This is a genomic window from Afipia sp. MLSD5-FHT05B12 (genome assembly GCF_058793355.1).
In genome coordinates, this window is sequence record NZ_JBXAFS010000018.1 from 24,800 (window position 1) to 43,065 (window position 18,266).

The 18,266-nt window shown below is 61.7% G+C and carries 18 protein-coding genes and 1 tRNA gene; 8 read left to right on the top strand and 11 right to left on the bottom strand.

Annotated features, from left to right (window positions below):
• Positions 1 to 11: 11 nt before the first annotated feature.
• The 5 genes from AC1Q6J_RS18880 to AC1Q6J_RS18900 all read right to left on the bottom strand — a co-directional run bounded on the left by AC1Q6J_RS18880 (position 12) and on the right by AC1Q6J_RS18900 (position 5,882).
• On the bottom strand, positions 12 to 866 hold the full coding sequence (locus tag AC1Q6J_RS18880) for an HTD2 family dehydratase (protein ID WP_492280738.1): 855 nt from the start codon (positions 864 to 866) through the stop codon (positions 12 to 14).
• Positions 863 to 1,981 carry a CaiB/BaiF CoA transferase family protein gene (locus AC1Q6J_RS18885; RefSeq protein WP_492280739.1) on the bottom strand — a complete coding sequence of 373 codons (1,119 nt, stop codon included), beginning with the start codon at positions 1,979 to 1,981 and terminating at the stop codon, positions 863 to 865. The genes AC1Q6J_RS18880 and AC1Q6J_RS18885 overlap by 4 nt, the downstream gene beginning before the upstream one ends.
• Positions 1,982 to 1,989: 8 nt before the next feature.
• Positions 1,990 to 3,153, bottom strand: coding sequence for an acyl-CoA dehydrogenase family protein (locus AC1Q6J_RS18890; protein WP_492280740.1), 1,164 nt, complete (start codon positions 3,151 to 3,153; stop codon positions 1,990 to 1,992).
• 125 nt (positions 3,154 to 3,278) lie between these two features.
• A complete protein-coding gene (locus AC1Q6J_RS18895) occupies positions 3,279 to 4,544 on the bottom strand; it encodes a cytochrome P450 (RefSeq protein WP_492280741.1) in 1,266 nt (421 codons plus the stop codon).
• Between the two features lie 72 nt (positions 4,545 to 4,616).
• A complete protein-coding gene (locus AC1Q6J_RS18900) occupies positions 4,617 to 5,882 on the bottom strand; it encodes a cytochrome P450 (RefSeq protein WP_492280742.1) in 1,266 nt (421 codons plus the stop codon).
• 91 nt (positions 5,883 to 5,973) lie between these two features.
• Between AC1Q6J_RS18900 and AC1Q6J_RS18905 the strand changes: the two genes are divergently transcribed.
• Together AC1Q6J_RS18905 and AC1Q6J_RS18910 are read left to right on the top strand one after the other, a co-directional pair.
• The gene (locus AC1Q6J_RS18905; protein ID WP_492280743.1) at positions 5,974 to 6,576 is read left to right on the top strand and encodes a hypothetical protein; all 603 of its coding nucleotides are present in this window, start codon (positions 5,974 to 5,976) and stop codon (positions 6,574 to 6,576) included.
• Between the two features lie 5 nt (positions 6,577 to 6,581).
• On the top strand, positions 6,582 to 7,754 hold the full coding sequence (locus tag AC1Q6J_RS18910; protein ID WP_492280744.1) for an isovaleryl-CoA dehydrogenase: 1,173 nt from the start codon (positions 6,582 to 6,584) through the stop codon (positions 7,752 to 7,754).
• Between the two features lie 133 nt (positions 7,755 to 7,887).
• Here the strand turns inward: AC1Q6J_RS18910 and AC1Q6J_RS18915 are convergent, their stop codons facing one another.
• Both AC1Q6J_RS18915 and AC1Q6J_RS18920 read right to left on the bottom strand, forming a co-directional pair.
• Positions 7,888 to 8,700, bottom strand: coding sequence for a DUF2927 domain-containing protein (locus AC1Q6J_RS18915; RefSeq protein ID WP_492280745.1), 813 nt, complete (start codon positions 8,698 to 8,700; stop codon positions 7,888 to 7,890).
• A 145-nt stretch (positions 8,701 to 8,845) separates the two neighbouring features.
• Positions 8,846 to 9,418, bottom strand: coding sequence for a L,D-transpeptidase (locus AC1Q6J_RS18920; protein WP_492280746.1), 573 nt, complete (start codon positions 9,416 to 9,418; stop codon positions 8,846 to 8,848).
• A 289-nt stretch (positions 9,419 to 9,707) separates the two neighbouring features.
• On the opposite strand from AC1Q6J_RS18920, the gene AC1Q6J_RS18925 reads away from it, so the two are divergent.
• The 3 genes from AC1Q6J_RS18925 (at position 9,708) to AC1Q6J_RS18935 (ending at position 12,851) form a co-directional block, all read left to right on the top strand.
• On the top strand, positions 9,708 to 11,252 hold the full coding sequence (locus AC1Q6J_RS18925; RefSeq protein WP_492280747.1) for an acetolactate synthase large subunit: 1,545 nt from the start codon (positions 9,708 to 9,710) through the stop codon (positions 11,250 to 11,252).
• 216 nt (positions 11,253 to 11,468) lie between these two features.
• On the top strand, positions 11,469 to 11,630 hold the full coding sequence (locus tag AC1Q6J_RS18930) for a Flp family type IVb pilin (RefSeq protein WP_492280769.1): 162 nt from the start codon (positions 11,469 to 11,471) through the stop codon (positions 11,628 to 11,630).
• A 105-nt stretch (positions 11,631 to 11,735) separates the two neighbouring features.
• On the top strand, positions 11,736 to 12,851 hold the full coding sequence (locus AC1Q6J_RS18935) for an acyltransferase family protein (protein WP_492280748.1): 1,116 nt from the start codon (positions 11,736 to 11,738) through the stop codon (positions 12,849 to 12,851).
• 57 nt (positions 12,852 to 12,908) lie between these two features.
• Here AC1Q6J_RS18935 and AC1Q6J_RS18940 read toward each other — a convergent pair.
• From AC1Q6J_RS18940 to AC1Q6J_RS18950, 3 genes are all read right to left on the bottom strand, one after another.
• Positions 12,909 to 12,983 (bottom strand) — tRNA-Val (locus AC1Q6J_RS18940).
• 269 nt (positions 12,984 to 13,252) lie between these two features.
• Positions 13,253 to 14,554, bottom strand: a complete 1,302-nt coding sequence (locus AC1Q6J_RS18945; RefSeq protein WP_492280749.1) for a hypothetical protein — start codon at positions 14,552 to 14,554, stop codon at positions 13,253 to 13,255.
• A gap of 145 nt (positions 14,555 to 14,699) precedes the next feature.
• On the bottom strand, positions 14,700 to 15,269 hold the full coding sequence (locus AC1Q6J_RS18950; RefSeq protein WP_492280750.1) for a DUF1134 domain-containing protein: 570 nt from the start codon (positions 15,267 to 15,269) through the stop codon (positions 14,700 to 14,702).
• A 122-nt stretch (positions 15,270 to 15,391) separates the two neighbouring features.
• Between AC1Q6J_RS18950 and AC1Q6J_RS18955 the strand changes: the two genes are divergently transcribed.
• Both AC1Q6J_RS18955 and AC1Q6J_RS18960 read left to right on the top strand, forming a co-directional pair.
• The gene (locus AC1Q6J_RS18955; protein WP_492280751.1) at positions 15,392 to 15,889 is read left to right on the top strand and encodes a YHS domain-containing (seleno)protein; all 498 of its coding nucleotides are present in this window, start codon (positions 15,392 to 15,394) and stop codon (positions 15,887 to 15,889) included.
• Positions 15,890 to 16,200: 311 nt separating this feature from the next.
• Complete coding sequence (locus tag AC1Q6J_RS18960) at positions 16,201 to 16,422, top strand: DUF6894 family protein (protein WP_492280752.1); 222 nt, start codon at positions 16,201 to 16,203, stop codon at positions 16,420 to 16,422.
• Positions 16,423 to 16,456: 34 nt separating this feature from the next.
• Here the strand turns inward: AC1Q6J_RS18960 and cysQ are convergent, their stop codons facing one another.
• Positions 16,457 to 17,296: a 3'(2'),5'-bisphosphate nucleotidase CysQ gene (cysQ, locus tag AC1Q6J_RS18965; RefSeq protein ID WP_492280753.1), complete on the bottom strand. Its 840-nt coding sequence runs from the start codon at positions 17,294 to 17,296 to the stop codon at positions 16,457 to 16,459.
• A 153-nt stretch (positions 17,297 to 17,449) separates the two neighbouring features.
• Here cysQ and chpT point away from each other — a divergent pair, with 153 nt between their 5' ends.
• Positions 17,450 to 18,097, top strand: a complete 648-nt coding sequence (gene chpT, locus AC1Q6J_RS18970) for a histidine phosphotransferase ChpT (RefSeq protein WP_492280754.1) — start codon at positions 17,450 to 17,452, stop codon at positions 18,095 to 18,097.
• Positions 18,098 to 18,266: the final 169 nt, after the last annotated feature.

An 18,266-nucleotide genomic window follows, 5' to 3' on the forward strand; every position in this document is an offset into this window, starting at 1 on the left:
TGATCGTGTTCCTACCAGCTCGCGCTGCCCTTCATGGTCGCAGTGCCTGCGGCATTCGCCGTCCAGACCTCCAGGCCGCCGTCCTTCTCGTTGCCGTTGACGCTGAATTCCGCGCCGTCGAACAACGGGTTCACGCCGCGATAGATGAATTTCGCAGGCGCCTTGCCGCCGCGCTGACGGGCGGCGAATTCGATCAGCAGCGAGGCCTGCAACGGGCCATGCACGATCAGGCCGGGATAGCCTTCGACCTTGGTGACGTAGTCGCGGTCGTAGTGAATGCGGTGGCCGTTGAACGTCAGCGCCGAATAGCGAAACAGCAGAACCGGATCGGCCATGTGGGTTTCGCGGATTTTGCCCGCCGGGGCAGGTGCGGGCGATGTGGCCGGCTTCTGGTCGCCTGCCGCCGGCATATCACGATAGACGATATCGTGCCGCTCGCGAATGGCGACACCGCGCGGCGTGGTGATGGTGTGCTCGACCGAGACGAAGCATAGCGTGCCAGTGCTGCCAGTCTTCATCGTCACGTCGGAAATGCGCGACGAGCGGGTGACCTTGTCGCCGACGCGCAACGGGTCGATGAATTCGATCTGCCCGCCGGCCCACATCCGGCGCGGCAGCGGCACCGGCGGCAGGAAGCCGCCGCGCGCGGGATGACCGTCCGATCCGATTTCACTCATCGGCGCGACCGGTTGCGCAAGGCACCAGTGCGTTGTCAACGGAGCAGCGTCACCGTCAACGGGATTGCCGATGTCAAGGAACAGCGTCGCGCGCAGGCCCTTCACCAGTTGCGCGGTGATGACGTCCGAGGCTTCCTGGGTGCGGCCGATCCACTGGCGCAGATGATCGATATCGGGTTTCGCGGTCATGGTTTCTTGCCTCGCGGAATTTCGCCGGTGGAGTCGCCGACAGCAGGCACGGCGCCGTAGTGCCGTTCTTCGCCGATGACGATAGAGGCGGGCGCAGGATAGGCGACCACCCCGTTCGGGGTCGCGACCTCGATCCGGCGCAGATGCGGATGCATTGAGAGATCATCCATGGTGTTGACCTCGGCGAAGGCGATGTCGGCATCGGTCAGACGCTTGAGCAACTCGTCGCGCGTCATGGTCTTGAACACGCCGCCCACGGTGTCGTCGGTCAGTTTACGGTTGCGGACACGCTCCACCATGTTGCTGAAACGCGGATCGCTGGGCAGGTCCGGCATCGCCATGACCTCCGCGCAGAGTTTTTTCCACTCGCGCTCGCTCTGGATCGAGATCAGGATGTCCCGGTCATCCTTCGACGTGAACACGCCGTAGGGCGCGATCGAGGTATGGGCGAGGCCGATGCGCTTCGGCGGCGTGCCGGCTTCTGCGTTGAGCAGCGGCACGGCGAGCCAGTCGGCCATCACGTCGAACATCGAAATGCGGATGTCGGCGCCCTGCCCGGTGCGCGACCGGCCGATCAAGGCTTCGAGGATCGCCGCATGCGCGGTCGCGCCGGTGGCGATGTCGACGATGGACAGGCCGACGCGGGCCGGTGCATCCGGTCCGCCGGTGATCGAGGCGAGACCGCTCTCGGCCTGGATCAACAGGTCGTAGGCCTTGCGGTCGGCATAGGGGCCGTCGTCGCCATAGCCGGAGATGGTGCAGATCACCAGCGCAGGGTAATCCTTGCGCAGGCGTTCGCGCGTGAAGCCGAGCTTGTCCATCGAGCCGGGCTTGAGGTTCTGCACCAGAACATCAGCGCCTGCGATCAGGCTCTCAAGGGTCTTGCGGCCTTCGCCGGTGGCGAGATCGATCACAACGGATTTCTTGCCGCGGTTGAGCCAGACGAAATAGCTGCTCTGGCCCTTGGCTGCGGCGTCGTAGCCGCGGGCGAAGTCGCCTTCGGGCCGCTCGACCTTGAACACGGTCGCTCCGGCGTCCGCCAGCCGCGAGGTGCAGAACGGCGCGGCAACCGCCTGTTCGACGGCGATGACGGTCAGTCCTTCAAGCGGCAGCATGATGTCTCTCAGTAAGACCGCGGCATGCCGAGCACATGCTCGGACAGATGCGACAGGATCAGGTTGGTTGAGATCGGGGCGACCGAATAAAGCCGCGTCTCGCGGAATTTGCGCTCGACGTCGTATTCCTCGGCGAAGCCGAAGCCGCCGTGGGTCTGAATGCAGGCGTTGGCTGCTTCGAACGACGCGTCGGCGGCGAGCATCTTGGCCATGTTGGCCTCGGCGCCGCAGTCCCTGCCGGCTTCATAAAGCCGGGTGGCTTCCTTCACCATCAGTTCGGCGGCGCGCATGTTGGCGTAGGATTTGGCGATCGGAAACTGGATGCCCTGGTTCTGGCCGATAGGCCGCCCAAAGACCGTGCGCTCCTTGGCGTAATCGCTGGCTTTCTTGATGAACCACTTGGCGTCACCGACGCATTCCGATGCGATCAGGATGCGCTCCGCATTCATGCCTGACAGGATGTAGCGGAAGCCCTTGCCTTCTTCACCGATGAGATTTTCAGCGGGCACCTTCATGTTGTCGAAGAAAACTTCCGTCGTGGCGTGGTTCATCATGGTGCGGATCGGCCGGATCGTCAGCCCACCAGACTTCTTCGCTTCCCGCATGTCGACGATGAAAACCGAAAGTCCGTCAGTGCGCTTGGCGGCCTGTTCCTTCGGCGTCGTGCGCGCCAACAGGATCATCAGGTCGGAATATTCAGCGCGGCTGGTCCATATTTTCTGGCCGTTGACGACGTAGTGGCCGCCCTCGCGTTTGGCGAAGGTCTTGAGCGACGATGTATCCGTGCCACTGGTGGGCTCGGTCACGCCGAACGCCTGAAGGCGCAATTCGCCGTTGGCGATGCGTGGCAGCCATTTGGATTTCTGTTCCTCGCTGCCGTGTCGCAGCAGCGTGCCCATGGTGTACATCTGGGCGTGGGTGGCGCCGCCGTTGCAGCCGGAGCGCTGGATCTCCTCGAGGATCGCGGCCGCCGCCGACAGCTTCAGGCCCGAGCCGCCATATTCTTCGGGGATCAGCACGGACAGGTAGCCGGCATCGATCAGTGCCTGGACGAATTCCTTCGGGTAGGCCATTGCGCGATCCAGCTTGCGCCAGTACTCGCCAGGGAATTGGGCGCAGAGTTTTGCAACGGACTCGCGGATGTCGGAAAAATCAGTGTCTTGATGTGTCATGGGTGTGTGTTTGGCAGATTGCAGGCTAATGTTCCAGCGGCGCGGAATGCGCAGCCGCATTCCGAATATGCAGCCATAGCCAGTGGCCGCAAGAGGCTTGCCGCGAGAGATGGCATCAGACGCGGTCAGGCGTTGATCCGGACCGGCAATTCCTCGTAGCCCTTCACGAAACTCGAGTAGATCCGCTTGGGCTCGCCGACAACCTCGATGTTGTCGAACCGCTTGAGGATTTCTTCCCAGATGATCTTGAGCTGCAAATCGGCCAGCCGCATGCCGACGCAGCGGTGAATGCCGAAGCCGAACGACATATGGGTTCGCGGCCGGGCACGGTCGATGATGAAGCTGTCGGGTTTTTCGATCATTTCGCCGTCGCGGTTGCCGGAGACGTACCACATCACGACACGGTCGCCCTTCTTGATGAGCTTGCCGCCGAGTTCGGTGTCCTGCAACGCGGTGCGGCGCATGTGAGCCAGCGGCGTCTGCCAGCGGATCACTTCGGGCACGAAGCTCTCGACCAGCGCGTGGTTGGCGCGCAGCTTGTCGTATTCGTCCGGATTTTCGTTGAGCGCGAGTACCGAGCCCGACATCGAATTGCGGGTGGTGTCGTTGCCGCCGACGATCAGCAGGATGAGATTGCCGAGCAGTTCATCCCGGTCCATATAGCGCATGGCATCGCTGTGCGCCATCATTGAAATAAGATCGCTGCCGGGGTTCTTGACGCGCTCGTTCCAGAGCCTGATGAAATAGTCGGCGCACTCGCCGAGTTCGCGCAGCCGCTGTTCCTCGCTCTCGTAAATTCCGCTTTTCGGCAGGGCCGTCGAGAGATCGGACCAGCGTGTCAGCATGCGGCGGTCTTCCCAAGGAAAATCGAACAGGGTTGCCAGCATCTGCGTGGTGAGTTCGATCGAGACCCGATCGACCCAGTTGAAAGTTTCGTTGCGGGGAAGGTTATCGAGAATTTCCGCGGATCGCTCTCGGATAAGAATGGCGAGACGGTCGAGATGCACCGGCGTGAACATCGGCGACACTGTCTTGCGCTGCGGGCCGTGCTTCGGCTCGTCCATCGCGATGAAGCTCGGCCACTTGTAGTCCTCGCCCATGTCGCGGAGGTTGATGCCGCCATACTTGATGTCGGACGAGAAGATCGCGGCGTTGGTATCGACATGCATGATGTCGTTGTATTTGGTCACCGACCAGTAATCGCCGACCGGGCAGGTGGTGCAGTAATGCACCGGCTCTTCCTTGCGGAGCCGCTCGAAGTAAGGCCACAGGGTGTCGCTGCGGAACAGTTCGGGGGCGCCGGGATGGAAGTCCGACAGGGGCATCGAGTAGGCCTTCTCGCGGGCAGCCTTCTGGCGCTCGTCGCGGGCCATGCTGATCGTTCCGTGCATCGTTCGCTTCCTTATTTCCCAGGACGTGATGAGCGTGGTTGACGCCCGAATTATTGCCGGATGCCGGCTTCGCTATGACGCCAGCCGCGCCGGCATGGTCTCGTAACCCTTGACGAAACTGGAATACACCCGATGCGGCGGCTCGACCACTTCGATGTTGCGCTTGAGAATTTCCTCCCAGACGATCTTCAATTGCAATTCCGCCAGGCGAATTCCAACGCAGCGGTGAATGCCGAAGCCGAACGACAGGTGCTGGCGCGGCCGGGCGCGATCGATGATGAAGCTGTCGGGGTTCTCGATCGCTTCGTCGTCGCGGTTGCCCGAGACGTACCACATCACCACCTTGTCCCCCTTTCTGATCTGCTTGCCGCGCAGTTCGGTATCCTGCAGCGCGGTACGGCGCATATGAGCCAGCGGCGTCTGCCAGCGAATGACTTCCGGCACCATGCTGTCAACCAGCGCGTGGTTGTCGCGCAGTTTCTGGTATTCGGCCGGATTTTCATTCAGGGCGTAGAGCCCGCCGGACAGCGAGTTGCGGGTGGTGTCATTGCCGCCGACAATCAGGAGGATGAGATTTCCGAGAAAGGTTTTCGGGTCCATGTCCCGCGTCGCTTCCGCATGCGCCATCATCGAGATGAGGTCGCTTTTCGGCGGCGCATTGATCCTCTCGTTCCAGAGCCTTGCGAAATAGGCGGCGCATTCCTGCAACTCCGCCTGCCGGGCATCCTCGGATGCGATGATGTCGGTGTTGCCGGGAAGGGCGGTCGCGACATCGGACCATCGGGTCAGCTTGCGGCGGTCCTCCCATGGAAAGTCGAACAGGGTCGCGAGCATCTGGGTGGTCAGTTCGATCGAGACCCGATCCACCCAGTCGAAGGTTGCGTTGCGAGGCAGTGCATCCAGGCATTGTGCAGCACGCCGACGGATGATTCCGGCCAGTTCGTCGAGATGGGTCGGCGTGAACATCGGAGCGACCGTCTTGCGCTGGGCGCTGTGCTTGGGCTGGTCCATCGCGATGAACATCGGCCGGCGGAACTCCGGCGGCGCGTCGCGGATCGTGATCCCGCCGAGGCTCGCCTCCGACGAATAGATCTGGTGGTTGGTCTCGACATGCATGATGTCGTTGTACTTCATGACCGACCAGTACGCGCCGAACTGGCTGTCCTTGCAGTAGTGGACCGGGTCTTCCTTGCGCAGCCGCTCGAAGTACGGCCAGAACGTATCGTTGCGGAAAAGGTCGGGATCCCCCGGATTGAATTGCTCGATCGGCGTGGAATTGGCCTTCTCGCGCGCCGCATTCAGTTCCGAATGTCGCGCAGGATCGAGCGTTCCGTGCATCGCGCGTCTCCCTTTGAGGTGCTTCCGTGGGTTGGTCCCGGAGGCTTGTTCGGGAGAATTACACCCCCTCGAAGGTGACGAAGCAAGCACGATGGCCATGCGTAAGTGCCTCAGATTCCTCCGGCATCCACTGATGCCGTCCAGAAGGGAGGAAGAAATTATTCACTTAGTATCAATGGCTTATATCGACGTATCCGAGTGCGCCAGCAATACGGGCCGGAAGTTCAAGGAGCCGCGTCCCGCGACCGGCGTCGAGGAGGCCATCACGCGGACGATCTTTCCGCGCCAACGAAATCATGGCGGTGATCGCGGATTCGGTGGAACAGTGGCGTCGGTGACTCAGAGCATCTCGTCCAACATGCGGATGGCCGCGAGGAGTGTAACAGATATCAACTCCGGCGTGACCGATATCATGCAGGCGACCCGCTCTGTCGATGAATCGACCCCCAAGGTGAGAGGCTTCGCGCGCACTGGCGTAAGGCAACGCCGTTTGGCCAAATTGCCCGGCGAAATGTCAGACACAAGACATTTCGAGGTCTCGCTTTGTGACCATCTTCCCGGCGTCCGGGGTGGAATTGCCGCAACGGAGGCGCCGGCGTGTTCCGGCGCTTCCGGCCCTTCTCCCCGCAACCGGCCCGTGGCATTGTCCGCCAAACAACGGGCGGCATTCGTAAAACCGTCCACCGGGGAGTGACTCTGATGATTCCGAACGCGCATAGTATGTTCAACTTCGATCTCGGCGAGACCGCGGATGCGATCCGCGAAACCGTCCGCGATTTCTCGGCGAACGAGATCGCGCCCCGCGCCGACGAGATCGACAAGAAGAACCAGTTCCCGCGCGACCTGTGGCCCAAGATGGGCGCACTGGGTCTGCTTGGCATGACTGTTGAGGAAGATTTTGGCGGCTCGGGGCTCGGCTACCTCGAGCATTGTATTGCGATGGAGGAAATCTCCCGTGCGTCGGCGTCCGTCGGGCTGTCGTATGGCGCGCACTCGAACCTGTGCGTCAACCAGATCCGCCGCAACGGCAGCGAAGCCCAGAAGCGAAAGTATCTTCCGAAGCTGATCTCGGGCGAGCATGTCGGCGCACTGGCGATGTCTGAACCCGGTGCCGGGTCCGATGTCGTGTCGATGAAGACACGCGCCGACAAGAAGGGCGATCGCTACGTCCTCAACGGCAACAAGATGTGGATCACAAACGGCCCTGTTGCCGAGACACTGGTGGTCTACGCCAAGACTGATCCGGCGGCCGGGCCGCGCGGCATGACCGCGTTCCTGATCGAAAAGGGCATGAAGGGATTCTCGACGGCGCAGAAGCTCGACAAACTCGGTATGCGCGGTTCCGATACCGCCGAACTGGTGTTCGAGGATTGCGAGGTCCCGGAGGAGAACGTGCTTGGCAACGTCGGACGCGGCGTCAACGTGCTGATGTCCGGTCTCGACTATGAGCGCGCCGTTCTGGCGGCCGGGCCGCTCGGCATCATGCAGGCCTGTCTCGATGTGGTGATGCCCTATATCCACGAACGCAAGCAGTTCGGCGAGCCGATCGGAAGCTTCCAGCTCGTGCAGGGCAAAGTCGCCGACATGTATGTGGCGATGAATGCTTCCCGCGCCTACGTCTATGCTGTTGCGAAAGCCTGCGATCGCGGCGAGACCACCCGCGAGGACGCGGCAGGCGCGATCCTGTACGCGGCGGAGCGGGCAACCCAGTGCGCGCTGGACGCGATCCAGTTGCTCGGTGGCAACGGCTACATCAATGACTATCCGACCGGGCGGCTATTGCGCGACGCCAAGCTCTATGAGATCGGCGCCGGCACCAGCGAAATCCGCCGCATGCTGATCGGCCGCGAGCTGTTTGAAAAGACGGCGTAGGTGATTGGCCTGCCCCGGACGCGGTGCATCACGAAGTGGTGCGCCGCAGAGCCGGGGCCGTAACGGTTCCGATGATGCGGTCCCGGTTCTGCGCAGCAGCGCTACGCGCTGCATCGCCCGGGACGGGGTTTTGCTACCGCGGCAGATGATTCACCTTGGCGACCCATGTCCGCACGTCCGGCAGGATTGCCGGCAGCACCGCGCGGACTTCATCGACGGTCATGCCCGCCTTGATGCGTGGGTCGTAGAGAATATTCATGATGTACTGGTCGTAGATGTCGAAGAAGCCCATCGAGACGTCGTCATTGAACATCGTCCATGGCACCGAGTCGGTGTCATTGATCGGCCCGAGGGATTGCAGCAATTCCTCGTAGGCGCAGTCGAGAAATACGAAGTCGCTGTTGTCTACCGTCAGGATGACATCCGAGTGCTGGATTTCGTAGTTGTCGTTCTTGCGAAATCCGGACAGGCATTGCGGGTCCAGCGTGTCGTGAATTTCCTTGGCCTTCTCCACGCCGTAGAATGACGTGATGGTTTTCTGAAGGTCGCGATCCCGCACCAGCGTGACGATGGTGTTGGCGTCGTCGCGTTTGGTTGTGATCGCGATGTCGAGATGCTGTACGCGCCTTGCGATATCGCCGACAACCTTTCCGATCTGTTTTTGCCGGTCGGCGCGGACGGAGCCATCAACAAGGACACGCACCGGCATGTGGTATTTGCGGATACGGTCGACGCGTCCGGCAAGGTGATACTCCGCGCCAAACGCCGTCTTCATGAAGCCGTCGATGATCTGGCTGTCTGTGAAAGCCTTCTTTTCGCTGCGCTGGCGTGTGCTGATGTTAGGCCCTTCGGCAAGGGTCGGCGACCACAATGTGGTGCTGAGCGTCAGGCTGCTCAGCAGCACGATGCCCGGTATCAGCCGCCTTATGGTCGGGGATGTTTCCATGACAACCTGAGCTAGCCGTCACTCCGCCGGCACGCAAGAGAGCGGGCGGCGGCCTGGCGAGAAAACGAGAAGGCCGGCCACGAAGGCCGGCCTTTGAAGAGCTTCGCGGCAGGGCTCAAGCCGATGCCGCATCCCTATCTCAGTTCTAGTTCTTGACGATGACCGTCGCGCCGACCTGTACCCGGTTGTACAGGTCGATGACATCGTCATTGACCATGCGGAAGCAGCCTGACGAGACAGCCTGACCGATTGTTTCAGGCTCGTTGGAGCCGTGAATGCGATAAAGCGTGGAGCCGAGATACATGGCGCGCGCGCCCAGCGGATTGTCCGGGCCGCCGACCATATGGCGTGGCAGATCCGGGCGGCGGCGCAGCATCTGTGCCGGCGGCGTCCAGCTCGGCCATTCCTTCTTTGCGGTGATGCGGTGGACTCCGCCCCAGCGGAAGCCGTCGCGTCCGACGCCGATGCCGTATCGCAAAGCCCGGCCGCCGTCCTGAACCAGATACAGGCGGCGTTCCTTGGTATCGATGATGATCGTGCCCGGCGCGTAGTTACCCTGGAAACCGACCGTGGTGCGGGGAATCGGGCCGGAGCCGCCTCCCATTCCTCCCCCGCCGAAAAGCTGAAGCAGCGGATTGAACTCCGCATCCGCCCTCGCAAAACCGGTGGTAGCAACGATGGCGGCAACGGTGAAAATTACGGTCAAAAAGCGCGTCATTAGAATCCTCATAAGAGATCGTCAGACCGGGGCGAAAATGCTGGCGAACTAAGATCACAGGTGCCACGAACTCCGCGAGAGAGGCCACAATTTGCCTGTTTTCGCAACCCACGGGCGCGTGAAATGCCTCGTGACAGCCCATTATCTGCCCGAGGCGTGACTTCTGCGAGACATGCCCCGCCTGCACGGGCGTACTGCCGTTCCAATCTACCGCAGGCTTTGACGAACTGTCATAAGGATGGTTCATCTAACAACGTCACAACAAGAAGCCTCGAACGGGAGTGAAATGATGAACGGCGCGGAAAGTCTGGTGCGAACATTGGTCGCGGGCGATGTGAATGTCTGCTTCACCAATCCGGGAACATCGGAGATGCATTTTGTCGCCGCGCTGGATCGTGTCGAGGGGATGCGATGTGTACTCGGATTGTTCGAAGGCGTCGTCACCGGTGCTGCTGATGGGTATTACCGGATGGCCGGGAAGCCCGCATCGACGCTGCTGCATCTCGGACCCGGTCTCGCCAACGGCCTCGCTAATCTGCACAACGCGAAGAAGGCGCATTCCGGCATCGTCAACATCGTCGGGCAGCATGCGACCTATCATATCGAATACAACGCGCCGCTGACCTCCGATATCGAGGGGCTCGCCCGGCCGATGTCGGCCTGGGTTCGTACCTCGCCGGATTCGAAGTCCATTGCGCGCGACGGCGCTGCCGCCATCGCCGCGGCGAGAAGCCATCCCGGTCAGATCGCGACGCTCATCCTTCCTGCCGATACCGCATGGAATGAAGCCGACGGCATCGCGCAGGTGCCCGCGGACTCGCAGCGCGCCAGTTACTCGCCGCAAGCTGTCGACGAGGCCGCCCGCGTTCTGCGCAGCGGCGAGCAGACGCTGCTGCTGCTGACCGGCAAGGCTCTCACGGAAGAAGGACTCGCACTGGCCGCGCGCATCGCCGGCAAGACCGGATGCAAGGTCATGGGCCAGACCTACAATCCGCGCATGGCGCGCGGGCGCGGGCGGTTCTCCATCGACCGCATTCCCTATGTGATCGAGCAGGCGCTGCCGATCCTGAAGGATTTCCGCCACATCGTTCTGGTCGAGACCAACGACCCGGTGGCGTTCTTCGCCTATCCGAACAAGCCGAGCCTGCTGAAGCCGGAAGGTTGCGAAGTTCATCGCATGTGCGAATCTGGTGAGAACTCCGTAGCCGCGCTGCATGCGCTGGCCGATGCGCTTGGCGCCAAGGCCAGCGATGCGCAGCCGCAAAAGCTTGCCGAACTCACAAAGCCCACGGGCGCGCTGACACACGCATCCATTGCGCAGGCAATCGCGATGGCTATTCCCGAGAACGCCATCGTGGTCGATGAATCGATCACCACGGGGCGCGGATTCTTTCCGCCGACAGCGGCAGCCGCTCCGCACGACTGGCTTCAGAACATGGGCGGTTCGATCGGCTTCTCGACCCCGGTTGCGACCGGCGCCGCGGTGGCTTGTCCGGATCGCAAGGTGATCTGCATGGTCGGCGACGGCAGCGCGATGTACACGCTTCAGTCGCTGTGGACGCAAGCCCGCGAGGGGCTCGATGTCACCACCATCGTCTTCGCCAACCGCACGTATCAAATCCTGAAAGGCGAATTCGCCGGCGTCGATGCGGGTGAGCCGGGACGCAAGGCGCTCGACATGCTGAACATCGACAATCCGGCGCTTGACTGGGTGTCGCTGGCGAAAGGCATGGGTGTGCCTGCGCGTTCGGTGCATACGGCAGAGGATTTCTTCGTTGAATTGACGGACAGCGTGCGTGAAAAAGGGCCGCGGCTGATCGAAGTGATGATGTAACGAACAACTATAAAAGGAACCTCGCGCATGGTTTTGCGCCGACCCCTGCGAGCGTTCTCGCGGGGTCCCCGCATAAAACGCAATCGCCGCCGACGGTATCATGGAAAGGTTTAGTTAAGTCTTCGGCAGCTTCTTGCCGCTAGATTAGCCGTGGCTTTACCGAGCGCTCGTAGCAGGGAAGCCGTCATGTGCAAGAAATGCATTGAGGTTGATCCGATGAAGACGGCGATTTCCTTTATCCGCGACGAGAAGGCTGCGACATCGATCGAGTATGCCCTGATCGCGACGGGCATCGCGGTCGCGATCGTCGCTGCGGTCAATGGCCTCGGTACCACGCTCGGGGACAAGTACGCCACGGTCAAGGCGGCGTTCGATTGACGTGATAGCCGGTGGATACCAGCCGGCACGATTCCATCTCAAATTTGCCTTTCGCTCCGGTGTGCAGACAGCATAAGACTGAACAGGTCTTCGGCGGGGATGCATATGGGCGAGGTGGGCGCGCGACGTTTTCACCCGGAACTGGAGAGCCTCCGAGGCCTGGCCGCGCTGTCCGTCGCCGGCTTCCATATCTCCCAATCGCCAGCGCAGATCGGCGGCGAATCTGTCCTGCTGAAAGCGATGCCGTCGGCTGCGATGGATGTGCTGAGAATCCTGTTTCAGGGTCAGCCTGCGGTGGTGTTCTTCTTTGTGCTGAGCGGCTTTGTACTGACGGCTTCGCTGAAAAAGACGTCCCGGCCTGTCGCTGAGCTTGCTTTGCCGTTTGCGATCACTCGAATTTTTCGGATTTATCCGGCCTGGATATTCACGATTCTGGTCTTTGTCGGAGTGTACAGGCTCACCGGAAGAACATTGAGTGTCGTTCCGTCGCTGACGGAGACGGTTCAGAACATTCTGCTGCTGTCGGTCTCGATCGACGGTGTCGGCTGGTCGATCCAGACCGAGTTGCTGGCGATCCCGGTCCTTCTCGTTGCGCTCCACTGGATCGCGGCCGGGAGGCTTGTCAGGATTTTCGTTATCGCATCCATGCTGGCGGTGCTGACAAATCCGATGAAGGTGATCCTGCCGCTGGACGGCGGCGAGCCGCGGGCGATATTTCTTTATTGTTTTCTGTTCGGCGCGCTCACCCATGTTCTCCTGCCGCGTGCCGAGCCTCGCCATGCCAACGCGCTGTTCGGTCTCGGCGTTGTGCTGTTCTTTGCCGGCGTGACGCTCTTTGCGCGTCACTACAATGTCAGGGATGCCTGGGTGACGATCGCCTCATGCCTGATGATCGCCGGCGGCGCCTTGGGGCTGCGGGGGTGGCTTACGGTTTTCCGCGACAATGCCGTACTCAGGTTTCTCGGCAGGGTTTCGTACAGTTTCTATCTGCTGCATCCGCTGACGCTGATGATCTTCTGGCGGATGGAAGAGCCCCTCGGTGCGGTGCTGCAAACCGGATGCCCGCCATGGCTGGCCCTGCTGATGATGCTTTTCGTTTCAACGGCGATTGTGCTGCCGCTCGCCGCGCTGTCGTATCGCTTTGTTGAAAAACCGTTCATCCGGTTGGGGCATCGGCTCACCGCATCGATGCAGCCTCGCGAGATGGCGGCAGCCGGTTAACAGGTTCGATCTCCGTGGAGACGCACTGAAAATGTCTTGTGAAGTATCTTTTTGAAATGGTGGGCGCACAAGGGATCGAACCTTGGACCTCTCCCGTGTGAAGGGAACGCTCTCCCGCTGAGCTATGCGCCCGGAACCACCGGATAACTTTCGGAGCGGCGATTTACGGAAGCAGGGGCCGGGGTGTCAAGCGCAGCCAGCCCGTGTGCTTCAGAATTCGGCTTAAATCATCTGTTAGAGCGTGGTGGCTTCGGGGCGTGACCCGTCATCCTGAGGCGCGAGCTCTTGCGAGCCTCGAAGGATGAGGGGGCAGGACACGCCGCCGCCCTTCGAGGCCTGCGCTTCGCTTCGGCACCTCAGGGTGACGGAGAACCGTAAGCCGATTTAAAGCCATCACACCCTCAGCCCGGCTGACGGGCCCGAGAGGCGTGTGCCTGCAAGGCCCGAATCCGTTCGGCCAGCGTGCCGCGCGCCTCTGTCGCCGCGCCTGCCGGCACCGCTCCATTTGAGGCCGCGCCGTTCGCCGTCGTCGCCTTGACGATGGCGCTGATGGCCGGCTTCTGTTCCTCGGACGCCAGAATCGCCTCGATCGGCGAGTCCGGGCCTTCCAGCGTCACCGCAAGCTTTGCGACCTCGGCGGCGATGTCATTGATGCGCTCGCGCAGCAGCGCGTTTTCCATGCGCTCGGTGGACCATGAGCTCTCCGCCTGCTGCTGGATGAGATTGATGTCGCGCTGAAGTTTGGCGCGTTCATCGCGGGCAGCGGTGAGCTGTTCTTCCAGTGCGGTCTTTTCCGCGCGAAGCTTGTCGATCGCAGCGGAACTGCCGGTGCCGGAAGCCACGTCCTCGCGCAGCTTCTGCTCGGTCTGTTTCGCGGCCTCGGCCTGCTGGCGCAACAGGGTGTTTTCGTATTCGCGCTCGGCGAGAATCTTGCCCTGCAAGGCAAGACGATTCTCGAGATCCGTGACCCGCGTCGACAGCATTTCGGTTTCTTTGGTCTGCACCACGAGCTGGCGGTCGAGATCGCTGACCCGTCCGCTCAGATTCTCGACCTTTCCGCGCGCGTCGCTGAGTTCGCGCGTCGCGATCTCGGCTTCGTTGCGATGGTCGGTCAGGCGCTGGTGACTGCTGGAAACTTCCTTCTCGGCGTCATTGACGCGGTTTTGCAGGGCCTCGATCTGGCTGCGAACGGCCAGCAGTTCGACCTGACGGCTTTCCGCTGTCATCGAGCGTTGGGAGAGTTCGCTGTTGAGTTTGCCGAGCTCGGCCTGCTTGTCCGATAGCTGCTGTTCGGCGCCGCGCAGCGACTGCGTCTTGGTGCTGAATTCTTCTTCCGTTGCCCGCAACTGATCCTTGAGCGCCTTCTCGCGCGCTTCCAGCGAAAAAATTGCCGCGTTCTTCTCGCCGAGTTCTATCTTCAGGCGGTTGATCGCATCCGATTTCTTGCCGAGTTCGGCAAGCTGGCTCGAGGTTTTGTTCTTGAGCTGCTCGACGCTCATTTCGAGCCGGCGGGCGGACATCGCGAACTCGGCCCGCAACTGATCCTTGTCGGCCTGGATCTCGGCCATCGAGAGTGGGGTCGCTGCCTCGAGGCGCTTTGTCGTCAGCCGGACCGCACGGTTATGGACCAGCGGCACGATCATCAGACCGAACAGCATCGAGACCAGAAAACCGATCGCCAAATACATGATCGGTTCGACCATATGTGTGACCCCTGCGCTAAATTTAACCGCTTTTACCATGGCATGGCGAGCGGGGAAAAAGCTAGCGGGACAGCGCGTTAACGTGAATCCGCCCGCCTCCCCGAGGGCAGGCGGGGCCACGCCCGATCATCCTGTCAGGAAAGTGTCAGAAAGGGTTCCAGGTCGCGCGGGGCGTAAATTTCAGATAGCCGATATTGGCGCCGAGCCGCAGACCGACGCCGGACCGGATCGGCACCAGCACGATGCCGTTCGCTGTCAGCGCGGTCATGCCGAAGCCGCCGATAATGTAGGCAGAGCCATCGATGCCGGCGAAGCGCTGATAGATCGCGTCGGTTGCGGGCAGGTTGTAGACCAGCACCATGGTACGCGCGCCGTCGCCACCCCAGTCGAAGCCGACCGACGGTCCCTGCCAGTACACCCGCAGGTCGCCGGCATTTTTGGTGTAGAGCGTGCCCTCGCCGTAGCGCAGTCCCGCAACGAAAGCACCGCTGCCTTCCTCGCCAAGCACATAGCCGTTGGGCAGGCCCCATTGGCTCACCGCGCGCTCGATCACGGATGCCAGTCCGCGGGATACATTGCCGAAGAACCGGTGGCCGGCGCCGACCAGTTCGTCCGGGCCATAGGTATTGGCGGAGCGTTGCTGGGCCGAGGCTGGCACGGCCAGGGAAATCGTCGCTGCGAACACCAGCGCCGCGATACGCGAAGCAAAGGTCATGAAAGAACCCCTTGGACCACCAGATGGCCGAGTTTCATGTCCATCACTTAACGCCTTGCTGACACGCATAGGCATAAGCTGCGGTCCCACGTCCCCGACTCGATTGTTTATCGGCATCAACTATGACGGCACGGCGGCAAGAAAATAAAGGGCAGCGCCTTGGAATCGCCTGTCTTGCGGTCCTTGCCGGGCTGGCTGGACCATATACCGGGGCCTCGGCGGTCACCGAACGGGTGGTCGTGAACCGCCATAGCGGCCTTGCCATCGACGGGTATGATCCGGTGGCCTATTTCACCGACGCCGAGGCCGCCAAGGGACTACCTGACATCGAGGCGTCCGTGGGTGGCGCCGTCTGGCGTTTCCGGAACCAAGCCAACCGCGCCGTTTTCCTCAGCCATCCGGATATCTACGGCCCCCGGTTCGGGGGCTATGATCCGGTGGATGTTGCGCGCGGCAAGGCCGTCGTCGGGCAGGCGCGGTTGTGGCTGGTTTCCGGCGAGCGGCTGTACCTCTTCAGCCGCGAAGATAACCGCAGCGCTTTTGCAGCCAATCCGGATGCTGTTCTGAAACAGGCCGGCGGTAAATGGCCGGCGCTGGTGGAGACCCTTTCTCGCTACTGATGCGCCGCCCCGGACATGACCCAGCGCGGGCAGGTTTATGCCGGCCGCATCGTTTTATGGGTGAGGCGCCCGGCATGATTTGACTTGGATTCATCGCTGGCAGACGATGGGGTTCCGCCAATCCTGCGCTAAGCGCAGTGGCGGCCGTATCGGCGGATGTTGCTGCGAATTGCGTCTCGAACCCGGTCGAACCTGGTGATGGCCAACATAGCGCAGGCCATGGCCAACATTTTTGGCGATCCTTTCGATGGCCACCCATTCAAACGCGAACTGACGGCAAATTCGCTGCCAGAACGCCAGCAAGGTTTATCGTGCAGACATACTTTTTTGACATCAGGGACGGCGTGACGGTGAGGGACAGGTTTGGAGTGTCCCTCAGGCTCGACTCGGAAGCCATCGAGCACAGCAAAATGCTTGCGAGAGAAATGCGGCAACAAGGCCGCGGTCACGAAGCCAACCTCAGGGTCTGCGTCACCAACGAGTCGGGAAGCCAGATCCATGAAGAACTGGTAGGTCCGGAACTCCCCAGATGAATTCTGCCAAGGCGTGATTGCCAAGGCCTGATTGCTAAGTCTCGACCGGACTGACCGCCGGATCGCCCCAAGCGATAAATTCAGGGACCAAGAAATCCTCGCGCGCTTCCCCGAAGCGGAGCGGGCCGCCCTTGCCGTCGGTGATCTTGCCGCCCGCGGCCGTCACCACGGCATGGCCCGCCGCCACGTCCCATTCGGAGGTGGGGGACAGCCGGGGATAGATGTCGGCGCCGCCTTCGGCGATCCGGCCGAACTTGACCGCCGAACCCAGCGCTTGCCGGATCGCTCCGGGCCGGGCCGCGATGAAGGCTTCGGTCCGTTTATCGCCGTGCGACCTGCTTACGGCCACGATCCAGGCTGCGCGAGGACCGGGATGAGGGCGGGTGTGGATGGGCTGGGCCGAGCGGGCCTTGCCATCCTTGGTCATCAGCAGCCGCTCCGCCCCCCGGCCAACAATGCCCCGCCAGACCAGCCCCAAGGCGGGGGCAGCGATAATTCCGAGCACCGGCGAGCCGTGGGTAATGAGCGCGACATTGACGGTAAACTCGTCTCGCCCGGCAACGAACTCCTTGGTGCCGTCGAGTGGGTCGACCAGAAAAAAGCTGTTCTTGTAGGGGCGTGCGGCCAGGTCGGTGCGCTCCTCGGACAGGGCCGGAATATCCGGCGCGAGGTTCGTAAGGCCTTCCGCGATGATGCGGTGGGCCGCCATGTCTGCTTCCGTGACGGGAGAACCGTCGGATTTTCCCTCGACCTGCATGGTGGCACGGCTGACCGCGAGGATTGCCGCGCCGGCCTGCACGACGATGTCCGTCAGCGGCTCCATCAGGGCGGCTGCGGCATCGCGATCAATCGCGGGACTGGAGATTTCGGTCATAGATCAGCCTTCAATCCGCTGTGGTTGATATCGCGCCTCGGTGGCCGCAGGGCCAGCCGCAGTGTATCAACCATAAAGCACGCATGATTCGCTGCGTCAGCACCCAGCGGCCATCGTGATCGCAGGAAATCGCTGGAAAATCCGAGGAAATTCATGTCTGGCACGTCAACTCCCGGTCCCACACCCGATGCACTCGAACTCGCCGCGTTGATGTGTTCGCGCGTCTGCCACGATCTCATCAACCCGGTGGGCGCCATCGTCAACGGCCTTGAGGTGTTCGATAGCAGCAACAAGGAGGACGACAAGGAGTTCGCGCTGGACCTGATCCGCAAGAGCGCGAAATCAACCTCCGCGCGGTTGCAGTTCTGCCGCATCGCTTATGGCGCGGCAGGATCGGCCGGCTCCCAGATCGATCTCGGCGAAGCGCAGAAGATGACGCGCAATCACCTGGAGGACGAGAAGACGAAGATCACATGGAATTTGCCGCACGTCCTGATGGCGAAGAACCGCGTCAAGCTGTTGCTGAACATGTTCGTCATCGCACAGCAGGCGATCCCGCGCGGCGGCGAACTCACCGTCGATCCGGTCGGCGAGGGCGACACGATGGGATTTCGCGTTCGTGCCGCCGGCGCCAACGCCCGCGAACCGCAGAACGTCGCCGCGCAATTGAACCTCGAGAATGCCGGCTCTGTTTCCGCGCACGCGGTCCAGCCGTACTACACAGCGCTGCTGGCACAAGCCTGCGCACTCAAGGTATCGCTCGCTGCTGAAACGGACGCTGTGGTCGTGACCGCGGCCTAGTGGTCCGATTCCAATATTCGCACCGTGTTGCCGCGGACGATTTTGCGTATGGTAGAAACAGCATCGGCGGTATCTTCATAAACTCTTAATGAATAGGCCCCCGGAGTCATCTCACGCCGGGGGCGGCGTCTTAGCGTCTTGTTCAGCGCGTTCTTTTCCAAATGCTCAA